Raw genomic sequence first — 11,997 nt, 5'->3', positions numbered from 1 at the left:
CCGATGGCTCGTCTCAAGATCACTCAGGTCCGATCGAAGATCGGTGGCAAGCAGAACCAGCGTGACTCGCTGCGCTCGCTGGGCCTGAAGCGAATCGGCGACGTCGTCGTCAAGGAGGACCGCCCGGAGATCCGGGGCATGGTCGCCGTGGTGACGCACCTCGTCGAGGTGGAAGAGGTCGACTAGTCATGGCTAACGAGAACAACGGCGCGCCGCTGCGCGTCCACCACCTGCGTCCGGCCCCCGGCGCCAACAAGGCCAAGATCCGCAAGGGTCGTGGTGAGGCGTCCAAGGGCAAGACCGCCGGTCGTGGTACCAAGGGCACGCACTCCCGCACCAACGTCCCCCTCGGCTTCGAGGGTGGCCAGGTGCCGCTCCAGCGGCGGCTCCCGAAGCGCAAGGGCTTCTCCAACGCCCTGTTCAAGACGACCTACCAGGTCGTCAACCTGGACAGGCTCGGCGAGCTCTTCCCGGAGGGCGGCGACGTCTCCGTGGAGACGCTGGTCGAGCGGGGCGCGGTCCGCAAGAACCAGCCGGTGAAGATCCTGGGAACCGGCGAGATCTCGGTGGCGTTGAACGTGCAGGCGCACGCCTTCTCCGCCTCCGCGAAGGAGAAGATCGCTGCGGCGGGTGGCTCCGTCACCGAGCTGTAGACAGGCAATACGAGGCGCGGGGGCTCACATGGAGCCTCCGCGCCCGTAGTGCGTTAGAGTGCGCTGGACAGAAGGCTGTCCAGGGCTCGTTGATCAGAGATGTGCCGATGGACCACTCCCAGACCTTCGCTGACCGATACCGCCTAACAGGCGCGCAGGAGGGACCGTGCTGACCGCGATTACCCGGGCGTTCCGTGCGCCCGACCTGCGCAAGAAGCTGCTGTTCACGCTGGGCATCATCGTGCTGTTCCGGCTCGGATCGGTGCTGCCGACCCCGGGTGTGAACACGGCCAACGTCCAGCGGTGTCTGGACGAGGCACAGGCGGGCGACGCCGCCAACATCTATGGCATGGTGCAGCTGTTCAGTGGTGGCGCGCTGCTCAAGCTGTCCGTCTTCGCACTCGGCATCATGCCGTACATCACCTCGAGCATCATCCTTCAGCTGCTCACGGTGGTCATTCCTCGCCTCGAGGCCTTGAAGAAGGAAGGCCAGGCGGGTAATGCGAAGATCACGCAGTACACGCGATATCTGACCATCGGCCTCGGCGTCCTGCAGTCGACCGCCTTCGTGGCGCTGGCGCGCACCGGGCAGCTGTTCCCGAACTGCCGTCAGCCGCTCCTCATCAACAACGACGCCTTCACCATCGTCACGATGGTGATCTGCATGACGGCCGGCACCTCGGTGATCATGTGGCTCGGCGAGCTCGTCACCGACCGCGGGGTCGGCAACGGCATGTCGATCCTGATCTTCACCCAGGTCATCGCGGTCTTCCCCGCCGAGCTGATGAACATCTTCCGCCAGAACGCCTTCACCTTCGTCGTGGTGATGGTCGTCGGGGTGTTCATGATCGCTGCGGTGGTGTTCGTCGAGCAGGCCCAGCGCCGCATCCCCGTGCAGTACGCCAAGCGCATGGTGGGCCGCCGCATGTACGGCGGAACCTCCACCTACATTCCTCTGAAGGTGAACCAGGCCGGCATCATCCCGGTCATCTTCGCCTCCTCGCTGCTGTACCTGCCGCAGCTGTTCGTGTCGCTGTTCGGCAACAAGGAGAACCCCGGCCCGATCGTCCAGTGGCTCGCGCAGAACTTCGTCCGGGGTGACCACCCGGTCTACATGATCACGTTCTTCGTGCTGATCATCTTCTTCACCTACTTCTACGTGTCCATCACCTTCAACCCCGTTGAAGTCGCCGACAACATGAAGAAGTACGGTGGATTCATCCCGGGCATCCGCCCGGGCCGGCCTACCGCTGAGTACCTCAACTACGTGCTCACGCGGTTGACCGCCCCCGGCTCGTTGTATCTGGGCCTGATCTCCATGGTGCCGATCATCGCGCTGGCGGTGGCAGGTGCGAGCCAGAACTTCCCGTTCGGAGGCACGAGCATTCTGATCATGGTTGGTGTTGGGCTGGACACCGTGAAGCAGATCGAGAGCCAGCTGCAGCAGCGGAACTACGAGGGCTTCCTCAAGTAGTGCGCGTCGTCCTGGTCGGGCCCCCCGGAGCGGGCAAGGGGACACAGGCCCAGTACATCGCATCGAACCTGTCCATCCCGAAGATCTCGACAGGGGACATTTTCCGTGCCAATGTCTCGGGCGGTACGGAACTCGGCAAGCTTGCCAAGGAGTACATGGACCGTGGCGACCTCGTACCCGACGAGGTCACCATCGCCATGGTCCGCGACCGTCTCTCCGAGGCCGACGCGCAGGAGGGCTTCCTGCTCGACGGCTTCCCGCGGAACGTGCCTCAGGCGCAGATCTTGAACAAGATGCTCGCCGAGTTCGGCACCTCGCTCGACGTCGTGCTCGAGCTCGTGGTCGACGACGAGGAGGTCGTGCGCCGCCTGGCCGGGCGCCGCACGTGCCGTTCCTGCGGCAAGGTGTGGCACGTGGTGTTCGATCCCCCCTCCCAGGAGGGGGTCTGCGACGCCTGCGGGGGCGAGCTGTTCCAGCGCGACGACGACCGGGAGGAGACCATCCGTCACCGGCTCGAGGTCTACCAGGAGCAGACCGCTCCGCTGATCTCGTTCTACGCCGACGAGGGCATCCTCCGTGGCGTCGACGCCACCGGTCCCGTCGAAGAGATCACGCAGCGGGCGATGGCGGAGCTGCGCCGGTTCGCCGACTGACCCGCGAGGGACGTGCCCGGGCGACGATGAGGACCGCCGTCGCGAGGGGCGGCCCGAGCCGCCGAGCGGATGCGAGGCCATCGAGCACCGCGAGGCGAACGCAGGGCGTTTGTTGGGCTTACGCCACCCCTGGAGTCGTTCTCCAGGGGTGGCGTTGGCGTTGTTGGGGGACAATCGGGGGAATTGCGATGCCGCGCCATCCGTTGATTCACCCCAGGGGGTGCCAGTAAGTGTTCAAGAAGAACAAGCACGGAATTCAGATCAAGACGCCTGAGCAGCTGGAGAAGATGCGGGCCGCGGGTCTCGTGGTCGGGCGCACGCTCGAGTTGCTGCGCGAGTCCGTGCGACCGGGGATGACACCGCTCGACCTGGACGCGATCGCCGAGAAGGCCATTCGCGACGAGGGGGCGATCCCGTCCTTCAAGGGATACCAGGGCTTCCCCGCCACCATCTGCGCCTCGGTGAACGACGAAGTGGTGCACGGCATCCCGACCGACCGGCGGCCGCTGCGCGAGGGCGACATCATCTCGATCGACTGCGGAGCCATCCTCGACGGCTGGCACGGCGACTCGGCGATCACCGTCGGCGTGGGCGAGGTCGACCCCAAGCTGACCGAGCTCATGCGCGTCACCGAGGAAGCCATGTGGCGCGGCATCGCGGCCCTGACGGTCGGCAGGCACCTTTCCGACATCGGGTACGAGGTGGAGCGGTACGTGCGCTCCCAGGGCCGTTACGGCATCCCCCAGGAGTACGGCGGCCACGGCATCGGCACCGAGATGCACATGGACCCGTGGGTGGCCAACCATGGCAAGCCCGGCCGGGGCCCGCGTTTCGAGACCGGCATGTGCTTCGCCGTCGAGCCGATGGTCAACCTCGGGACGGACAAGACCCGTGTCCTCGCCGACGACTGGACCGTCGTCACCATCGACGGAAGGTCCTCCGCGCACTTCGAGCACAGCGTCGCGGTGACCGATAATGGCCCTTGGGTGCTCACTGCCCTTGATGGGGGCAAGGGGCGCCTTGGCGAACTGCTGGGAGACGCGGCGGCCGCCGACGGCAAGACAGTGCGATGAACTGCCTTGACCCGAGGGCCGGGTGAGTCTCTCTCCGGTCGGACGACGAGAGTTGAGGGCGATGGCGGCGACACCGGATATGAGGGCGTCGGACGGCGACAGAGACCGTGTCGCGGCCGCTCTGCGTGAGCATTGTGCCCAGGGCAGGCTCACCATGGACGAGTTCAACGAGCGCCTAGAGCTCGTCTACCAGGGCAGGACCTTCGGTGACCTGCAGAAGCTGACGGCCGACCTGCCCGACATCGACCTCCACAAGCTGCCCGCCACGGCGCAGCCGCCGGCCAAGCGGCCCGCCCGTGGATCCGGCAAGGGGGCCCGGGCGGCGTGGGCGTCCTACTTCTCGGTCCTGGCGGTGTGCACGGTCATCTGGGCCATGACCGACCTCGGTGGCTATTTCTGGCCGATGTGGGTCGCCGGCCCCTGGGGCGCGATCCTGCTGGTGAGCACGATCTTCGGTACGCACTCCAACGACGGCCGTCGCAAGGACAAGGGCCACTGAGCCTTTCGGGCGTTGTGTGCCTTATTGCACGCTGCGGATGAGTGTGGATTTGTACGCGGAACGGATCCTTTCGCCTTCCTAACGTGAGCGGTGTCCGGGGCGAGCGACCCGAAAGGGAGCTCGCCCGGTACGGGGATCGCGTCCTCGACCGGAGGACGCTCGCTCACAGGAGGACACTGTGCGAAAGATTCGCAACCTGCTCGCCGGCACCGCCCTCGCCGGTTCGCTGGCGGTGGGGCTCGCCGCGGCTCCCGCGGCCCACGCCTCGGCCACAGAAGCCACTGGTTCGGCCGCAGAGGCCACCGGTTCGGCCGCAGAGGCCACCGGTTCGGCCGCGGGCGCCACCGGCTCGGCGGCCACCGCCCAGGCCCTGGGCTCGCGGCACTTCTTCGGCCCGATCTACTCGGGCTTCGGGCACGGCGAGGGCCGGGGCGACCGGTCGTACTTCAAGGGCTACTGGATCGGCTCCGGCGGCCGCTACTACTTTTCCGGCAGCCTGTTGGACCGCGACCACGACCACCAGTACAGCTACGTGTGGTTCCGCTGGCACGACGACCACGGCTTCCACACCAGGTTCTTCCGCACGTTCGGCCGCTACGACCTCGACCGCTTCGGCGGGTTCCGCAGGAGCGACGGGTTCGACGACTTCGACGTCCGCGTCTGCGAGGGCCGCTCCGGCACGAGCGACTGCGGCGGGTATACCGACGTCTTCTGACCGATGGTGCCGTCCGGTCCGCGAGGGGACCGGACGCGGGGGATGAGTGGGCGGGCGCGTCATCCGGCGCGCCCGCTTCTTCGCGTCGGAGGAGATCTCCTTCGTCTCCGGGGCGGCGCGCTCGTGGTGGAAGGGGCCCGGCGTTCACGGGCATTGGACGCAGGCTTTACCGATCCCGGTTGTTTCCCGGTTTGGCGCGGGGTAGGTGATCTTTGTCGGACAACTGCGGTCACACCCCACTTCCGGTCCGATGAGGCGGACGGCGCGCGAGCGCCCACGAGCACGCGCCCACCCCGGACCGGTGTCGGCGGTACCGAGAGCCGGGGTGGGCGCGTCCTGATCCCGCAGGCCACGCTGCCGCTGAGCCGTCACACCGAACTCGCAGGTCGCGGCAGTCCACCTCTCTGCACGTCTGGGATAGGGTGGTGGGCGGTTGTGTCCGGTCAAGCGCCAGGCGTTTCGCATTTCCTCGCCAGTTGTCGTACACTCCTTTGTCGGTTCACTATGACCATTGCGCGTCGGCGGTCCAGCGATCGCCGCTCTCTCCAACGCGCTCACGGTCGCGGCTGCGTAGTGTGCCGAAACCTCAGACGACCGATCAGTGAAACGCGAGGGACATGGCCAAGAAAGACGGCGCCATCGAGATCGAGGGCACTGTAGTCGAGTCGCTTCCGAACGCGATGTTCCGGGTGCAGCTCGACAACGGCCATAAGGTCCTGGCCCACATCAGCGGACGGATGCGGATGCACTACATCCGGATCCTCCCCGACGACAGGGTTGTCGTTGAACTGAGCCCTTACGACCTTAGTCGTGGGCGGATCGTCTACCGATACAAGTAAGCCCCCTTCCCGGCAGCGAGGAAGATCCGGCCTGGCCGTGCGGCGCACGGTGGGACTGGTTCGACCAGGCAGGGCCGGCGGGCGGGCCGTCTGGGGAAACGACAAGGACTATGAAGGTCAAGCCGAGCGTCAAGAAGATCTGCGACAAGTGCAAGGTGATCCGCCGGCACGGTCGCGTCATGGTGATCTGCGACAACCTGCGCCACAAGCAGCGCCAGGGCTGATCGCGGCCCGGAGGCCGGCCCGGGCGGGCCGTGACCCCGGAACGAAACCGAAGTAGCGCATCACACCCGCGCAGGCGGCGCACGCCGAACCACGCGGGAGACCCCCGGTCGGAGGCCGGGGCCCTCACCCCGGGCATGGGGAGGGGTAGTGAGGCGTAAGACCTCCGCCACACGAAGGAGAATGCCCGACCATGGCTCGCCTGGTTGGCGTCGACCTCCCCCGCGACAAGCGGCTGGAGATCGCTCTCACCTACATCTACGGAATCGGACGCAGCCGCGCGCAGGAGATCCTGCAGGCCACCGGCGTGAGCGGGGACCTTCGCGTCCACCAGCTCTCCGACACCGAGCTGGTGCCGCTGCGTGACTACATCGAGGCCACCTTCAAGATCGAGGGTGACCTCCGTCGTGAAGTTCAGGCCGACATCCGCCGCAAGATCGAAATCGGCTGCTACCAGGGCATCCGTCACCGCCGCGGTCTCCCCGTGCACGGTCAGCGTACGCAGACCAACGCGCGCACCCGCAAGGGCAAGAAGAAGACCGTGGCCGGCAAGAAGAAGCCCGGCAAGAAGTAGTCCGCGACGAGGCGCAGAGCCGGGCCCGGCCAGGGCCCGTTGCCGCGCCGGCGTCCACGCAGCAGGACCGACCACCTCAGGAGATAGCGCTACATGCCTCCGAAGAGCCGCCAGGGTGCACCGAAGAAGGTGCGCCGCAAGGAGAAGAAGAACGTCGCTCACGGGCACGCCCACATCAAGAGCACGTTCAACAACACGATCGTTTCGATCACCGACCCCAGCGGGAACGTGATCTCCTGGGCCAGCGCCGGCCACGTCGGGTTCAAGGGCTCCCGCAAGTCCACCCCGTTCGCCGCGCAGATGGCCGCCGAGAACGCCGCGCGCCGGGCCATGGAGCACGGCATGCGCAAGGTCGACGTCTTCGTGAAGGGCCCCGGCTCCGGTCGCGAGACCGCCATCCGGTCCCTCCAGGCCACCGGCCTCGAGGTGGGTTCCATCCAGGATGTGACCCCGGTTCCCCACAACGGTTGCCGTCCGCCCAAGCGCCGCCGCGTCTGAGGCCCAGGAGATATAGAGAAATGGCTCGTTACACCGGAGCGGACTGCAAGCTCTGCCGCCGTGAGAAGACCAAGCTCTTCCTCAAGGGCGCCAAGTGTGAGTCCCCGAAGTGCCCCATCGAGATCCGTCCTTACCCGCCGGGTGAGCACGGTCGCGGCCGTCCCAAGGAGTCGGAGTACCAGCTCCAGCTCCGCGAGAAGCAGAAGACCCGCCGCATCTACGGCGTCCTCGAGAAGCAGTTCCGCAACTACTACGAGGAAGCCAACCGCAAGTCCGGCAAGACCGGTGAGAACCTCCTCCAGATCCTGGAGAGCAGGCTCGACAACGTCGTCTTCCGCGCCGGCCTCGCCGTCTCGCGCGACGCCGCCCGCCAGCAGGTGCGCCACGGCCACATCCTGGTGAACGGCAAGAAGGTCGACATCCCGTCCTACCGGGTTCGCGAGCACGACATCATCGAGGTCCGCGAGAAGGCCCGCAACCTCATGCCGTACGAGGTTGCCCGCGCCACCGTCGGCGACCGCCAGGTCCCGGCGTGGCTCGGCGTCGTCCCGGACAAGCTGCGCGTCCTCGTGCACCAGCTCCCGGTCCGCCAGCAGATCGACACGCAGGTCCAGGAGCAGCTGATCGTCGAGCTCTACTCCAAGTAAGAGCTCGCACAACCTGCCGGAGAGCTGTACGGCCCGGATCCGGGCCGTACAGTCGGTAGTGAAGAACACAATCGCGGTGGTCAAATAGCGGGCCCCGCGGAACCAGGGGAGAACCCACATGCTGATCGCACAGCGCCCGTCGCTCCTCGAGGAATCGATCGAGGAGAACCGGTCCCGGTTCGTCATCGAGCCGCTGGAGCCGGGCTTCGGCTACACCATCGGCAACTCTCTGCGCCGCACGCTGCTGTCCTCCATTCCGGGGGCGGCGGTCACGAGCATCCGCATCGAGGGCGTGCTGCACGAGTTCTCGACCGTGCCCGGGGTCAAGGAAGACGTCACCGACATCATCCTCAACCTCAAGTCGCTGGTCGTCTCCTCCGAGCACGACGAGCCGGTCGTGATGTACCTGCGCAAGCAGGGCCCGGGTGAGGTCACCGCCGCCGACATCGCGCCGCCGGCCGGTGTCGAGGTGCACAACCCCGACCTGCACATCGCCACGCTGAACGGCAAGGCGAAGCTCGAAATGGAGCTGACCGTCGAGCGCGGTCGCGGCTACGTCTCGGCCGCCCAGAACAAGCAGCCCGGTCAGGAGATCGGCCGCGTTCCGGTCGACTCGATCTACTCGCCGGTCCTCAAGGTGACCTACAAGGTCGAGGCCACGCGTGTCGAGCAGCGCACCGACTTCGACCGTCTGATCCTCGACGTCGAGACCAAGCCGTCGATGAAGCCCCGCGACGCGGTGGCCTCCGCCGGCAAGACCCTGGTCGAGCTGTTCGGCCTGGCCCGTGAGCTCAACGTCGAGGCCGAGGGCATCGACATCGGCCCGTCGCCGACGGACGCGGCTCTGGCCGCCGACCTGGCGCTGCCGATCGAGGAGCTGAACCTCACCGTCCGCTCCTACAACTGCCTCAAGCGCGAGGGCATCCACACCGTGGGTGAGCTGGTCGCGCGCAGCGAGCAGGACCTTCTCGACATAAGGAACTTCGGCGCGAAGTCCATCGAAGAGGTCAAGCAGAAGCTGCACGAGATGTCGCTCTCCCTCAAGGACTCCCCGCCCGGGTTCGACCCGACGGCCGTCGCCGGCGGCGACTACGACGACGACGACGCCCGTTACGTCGAGACCGAGCAGTACTGATCGGTCCAGGCCGGAGGTGAGCTCTCGCCTCCGGCCGGCACGGCGGGCTCTCCGCCGCGCCAGCGTGTTTCTGTCAACGGGAGCCCTCGGAACCGTCCGGGGCTCCCGGCCCGACCCCGGTACCTGACACGGCCGGAGCGGGTTATCTCAAAGGAGAACGAGCAATGCCCAAGCCTGCCAAGGGCGCACGTCTTGGTGGTAGCCCGGCCCACGAGCGGCTGATCCTGGCGAACCTCGCCACCCAGCTGTTCCAGCACGGCCGCATCCGCACCACCGAGACCAAGGCCAAGCGCCTTCGGCCGCTGGCCGAGCGTCTGATCACCAAGGCCAAGAAGGGCGACATCCACAACCGCCGCCAGGTCCTGACCGTGGTCCGGGACAAGGGCGTCGTCCACCACCTGTTCACCGAGATCGCGCCGACCTTCGCGGAGCGTCCCGGTGGCTACACCCGCATCACCAAGCTCGGCCCCCGTAAGGGCGACAACGCCCCCATGGCGCTGATCGAGCTGGTGAGCGAGCCGCTGAACGCCGTCACCGTCACGCGCCAGGCGCCCGCCGCGGCTCCGGCCGCCGCTCCGGCCGAGGAGATCGTCGAGCTTCCCGAGAGCGACGTCGCCGCGACCGAGACCGACGAGGCTCCGCAGGACGCGGCCCCGGCCGACGAGGCCAAGCCCGCCGACGAGGCCGCCGAGTCCAAGAAGGACGAGGCCTGAGCTTCGTAGCGGCAGTGCCGGGACTTCTCCTCCCGGCCGTTGTTCGATCGTGAACGGGCCCAGCGCACCGACCGGTGTGCTGGGCCCTTCGCGTTGTTTCCACAGTCAGTTTCCACAGGCAGAGCTGGTGAGGGGAGGGATCGGCGTGGCCGAGGTGGAGCCGCGGACGATCCGGCTTCGGCTGGACCTCGGGTACGACGGCACCGAGTTCTCCGGCTGGGCACGGCAACCCGGGCGACGCACCGTCCAGGGCGAGCTCGAATCGGCGCTCGGCCGTATCCTGCGCCTGGATCCGGTTCCCTCTCTGACCGTCGCCGGTCGTACGGACGCCGGGGTGCACGCCCGTGGCCAGGTCGCGCACGTGGATCTCCCGGTGGAGGCTCTCAGCGCCGTGGAGAGCCGCAGGAGCGGCTCCGAGGAGACCCTCGGCACCCCTGAACGGCTCCTGAGGCTCACCAGGCGCCTGGCCGGGGTACTGCCCCCGGATGTGCGGGTTCATCGCGTGACAGAGGCTCCTGAGGGCTTCGACGCCCGGTTCTCCGCGCTCTCCCGCCGCTACGCCTACCGCGTCTGCGATGCCGTGGGGGGCGGCGACCCCCTGCGCAGGCGGGAGGTCGTGTGGTACCCGCGCCCGCTGGACGTGGACCTCATGAACGCCGCCGCCGGCCGCCTGCTCGGGGAGCACGACTTCGCCGCGTTCTGCAAGAGGCGCGACGGTGCGACCACCATCCGCGAGCTCCAGCGGCTCGAATGGGTCCGGGACGACGAGGGGCTGCTCGTGGCGACGGTGGTCGCCGACGCGTTCTGCCATTCGATGGTGCGTGCCCTGGTGGGATCGCTGCTGGCGGTCGGGGAGGGGCTGCGGCCGGTCGACTGGCCCGGGCAGGTGCTGGCCAAGGCCGTACGCGACTCGGGCGTGAACGTCGCCCCGGCGCACGGCCTGTGCCTTGAGGAGGTGCGCTACCCGGACGGCGCCGAGCTGACCCGCCGTGCCGAGCTGACCCGCCGCGTGCGCACCCTCACCCGCTGACCGTCCGGCCTGCGCACGCGGGCTCGCCGCGCGGCGGGAGGGCCGTGGCCGGCCTGCGGGCGGCGGAGGCCGGGGTGAGGAACAGGTTGAGCAGCGCCACGGTGAGCGCGACCGCGCCGTACAGCATCGCGAGGGTGGTCACCGCCAGCCCGGCGCCGATGAGCGCGCCGCCCACGCCCGCGCCCACCGCGCTGCCGAGGTAGAGCGCCGAGGAGTTGAGCGAGACGGCGAGGGGGCCGTCCGCGCCGCGCAGCGCGAGCATCCGGTGGATCTGCGGGGCGAGGCATCCCCAGCCGAGCGCGCCCCAGACCAGCAGCGCGACCGTCGCGCCGGGACCGGTGGTCGCGACGAACGGGAAGACCGCCAGCGTGACGCCCAGGACGCCGAGGATCACGCTGACCAGGGCCCGGGTGTCGCGCCAGGCGTCGACGAGGACCCCCACCAGCTGGCTGCCGACCAGCCCGCCGAGGCCCCAGAGCCACAGATGGTGTGACAGCTCGGTCACGTGGAGCGTGGCGGCCATGAGCGGGGCGATGTAGGTGTACAGCCCGACACTGGCCGCCGCGGCGAGCAGCATGACGGCGGCGACCGCGACCACCCGCCGGTCGGTGAGCACGGCGAGGCGGGCCCGCAGCGGGGGTGGGCTCGCCGGGGTGCCGGCGGGGAGGAGCGAGGCGACTCCCGCCATGGCGACTACCCCGAGCCCTGTGATCAGCCACATCGTCGAGCGCCATCCGGTGCTCTCGGCCAGCGTCAGGCCCAGGGGCACGCCCGCGGCGGCCCCGACGGTCATCCCGGCGGTGACCAGTGCGAGCGCGCGGCCCCGTCGTTCGGGCGGGACGAGTCCGGCGGCCGCGGCGGCGGCCATCGGCGAGTACACCCCCGCGCCGAGGCCCGCGACCGCGCGGGACACCAGCAGCAGGGCGAACGATCCGGCGACGGCGCTGAGCAGGTTGCCCGCGGTGAACACGGCCAGGGCCGCCAGCAGCACCATCCGGACGGGCCTTCGCGCCAGCAGCGTCGCGAAGACGGGGGACAGCAGGCCGTAGGACAGCGTGAAGACGGTCACCAGCTGCCCGGCCGCGGAGGTGGTGGTGTGTAGATCGTGCCCGACGACCGGGAGTATCCCGGCGACGACGTAGGCGTCCAGGCCGAGGGCGAGCGACCCGAGGGTGAGCGGCAGGACCCGCTTCATGGTCACCTCATTTCCGGACCGTGCGGTCCTAAATTAGGGCGCGCGAAGACGTGAGAGGCCCTCGATGGGCGGAGGTG

The 11,997-nt window shown here is 68.3% G+C and carries 16 protein-coding genes; 15 read left to right on the top strand and 1 reads right to left on the bottom strand.

From position 1 onward, the window contains the following. The first annotated feature begins 3 nt into the window (after window positions 1-3). The 15 genes from rpmD (at window position 4) to truA (ending at window position 10,725) form a co-directional block, all read left to right on the top strand. Window positions 4-186, top strand: coding sequence for a 50S ribosomal protein L30 (gene rpmD, locus KIK05_RS33780; RefSeq protein WP_020542293.1), 183 nt, complete (start codon window positions 4-6; stop codon window positions 184-186). A gap of 2 nt (window positions 187-188) precedes the next feature. Then, window positions 189-653, top strand: coding sequence for a 50S ribosomal protein L15 (rplO, locus tag KIK05_RS33775; RefSeq protein ID WP_214414906.1), 465 nt, complete (start codon window positions 189-191; stop codon window positions 651-653). 166 nt (window positions 654-819) lie between these two features. Beyond that, on the top strand, window positions 820-2,127 hold the full coding sequence (secY, locus tag KIK05_RS33770; RefSeq protein ID WP_214414905.1) for a preprotein translocase subunit SecY: 1,308 nt from the start codon (window positions 820-822) through the stop codon (window positions 2,125-2,127). Then, the gene (locus KIK05_RS33765) at window positions 2,127-2,780 is read left to right on the top strand and encodes an adenylate kinase (protein WP_214414904.1); all 654 of its coding nucleotides are present in this window, start codon (window positions 2,127-2,129) and stop codon (window positions 2,778-2,780) included. Before secY ends, KIK05_RS33765 begins: the two co-directional genes overlap by 1 nt. Before the next feature lie 230 nt (window positions 2,781-3,010). Beyond that, a complete protein-coding gene (map, locus tag KIK05_RS33760; RefSeq protein ID WP_214414903.1) occupies window positions 3,011-3,853 on the top strand; it encodes a type I methionyl aminopeptidase in 843 nt (280 codons plus the stop codon). 61 nt (window positions 3,854-3,914) lie between these two features. Next, window positions 3,915-4,352: a DUF1707 SHOCT-like domain-containing protein gene (locus KIK05_RS33755; RefSeq protein WP_214414902.1), complete on the top strand. Its 438-nt coding sequence runs from the start codon at window positions 3,915-3,917 to the stop codon at window positions 4,350-4,352. A gap of 178 nt (window positions 4,353-4,530) precedes the next feature. Further along, a complete protein-coding gene (locus KIK05_RS33750; RefSeq protein WP_214414901.1) occupies window positions 4,531-5,067 on the top strand; it encodes a hypothetical protein in 537 nt (178 codons plus the stop codon). Window positions 5,068-5,684: 617 nt separating this feature from the next. Continuing rightward, window positions 5,685-5,906: a translation initiation factor IF-1 gene (infA, locus tag KIK05_RS33745; protein WP_012887858.1), complete on the top strand. Its 222-nt coding sequence runs from the start codon at window positions 5,685-5,687 to the stop codon at window positions 5,904-5,906. Between the two features lie 110 nt (window positions 5,907-6,016). Next, entirely contained in the window at window positions 6,017-6,130 is a 114-nt protein-coding gene (gene rpmJ / locus KIK05_RS33740) for a 50S ribosomal protein L36 (RefSeq protein WP_003956441.1), read from the top strand. Between the two features lie 191 nt (window positions 6,131-6,321). Further along, a complete protein-coding gene (gene rpsM / locus KIK05_RS33735; RefSeq protein WP_203982305.1) occupies window positions 6,322-6,702 on the top strand; it encodes a 30S ribosomal protein S13 in 381 nt (126 codons plus the stop codon). 93 nt (window positions 6,703-6,795) lie between these two features. Next, entirely contained in the window at window positions 6,796-7,200 is a 405-nt protein-coding gene (gene rpsK, locus KIK05_RS33730; protein ID WP_012887860.1) for a 30S ribosomal protein S11, read from the top strand. A gap of 20 nt (window positions 7,201-7,220) precedes the next feature. Next, window positions 7,221-7,847 carry a 30S ribosomal protein S4 gene (gene rpsD / locus KIK05_RS33725; RefSeq protein WP_214414900.1) on the top strand — a complete coding sequence of 209 codons (627 nt, stop codon included), beginning with the start codon at window positions 7,221-7,223 and terminating at the stop codon, window positions 7,845-7,847. Between the two features lie 118 nt (window positions 7,848-7,965). Next, window positions 7,966-8,982 carry a DNA-directed RNA polymerase subunit alpha gene (locus tag KIK05_RS33720; protein ID WP_214414899.1) on the top strand — a complete coding sequence of 339 codons (1,017 nt, stop codon included), beginning with the start codon at window positions 7,966-7,968 and terminating at the stop codon, window positions 8,980-8,982. A gap of 164 nt (window positions 8,983-9,146) precedes the next feature. Further along, the gene (rplQ, locus tag KIK05_RS33715; RefSeq protein WP_214414898.1) at window positions 9,147-9,695 is read left to right on the top strand and encodes a 50S ribosomal protein L17; all 549 of its coding nucleotides are present in this window, start codon (window positions 9,147-9,149) and stop codon (window positions 9,693-9,695) included. A 145-nt stretch (window positions 9,696-9,840) separates the two neighbouring features. Continuing rightward, window positions 9,841-10,725, top strand: coding sequence for a tRNA pseudouridine(38-40) synthase TruA (gene truA / locus KIK05_RS33710; protein ID WP_372455630.1), 885 nt, complete (start codon window positions 9,841-9,843; stop codon window positions 10,723-10,725). Here the strand turns inward: truA and KIK05_RS33705 are convergent. Beyond that, on the bottom strand, window positions 10,715-11,920 hold the full coding sequence (locus KIK05_RS33705) for an MFS transporter (protein WP_214414897.1): 1,206 nt from the start codon (window positions 11,918-11,920) through the stop codon (window positions 10,715-10,717). The two genes, truA and KIK05_RS33705, sit on opposite strands and share 11 nt — an antisense overlap. Between the last annotated feature and the right edge of the window lie 77 nt (window positions 11,921-11,997).

The organism is Sphaerisporangium fuscum, from assembly GCF_018531465.1.
Taxonomy (GTDB): Bacteria; Actinomycetota; Actinomycetes; order Streptosporangiales; family Streptosporangiaceae; genus Sphaerisporangium; species Sphaerisporangium fuscum.
Note: the sequence above shows the minus strand (reverse complement) of the source record. Positions and strands in the feature narration are given on the sequence as shown.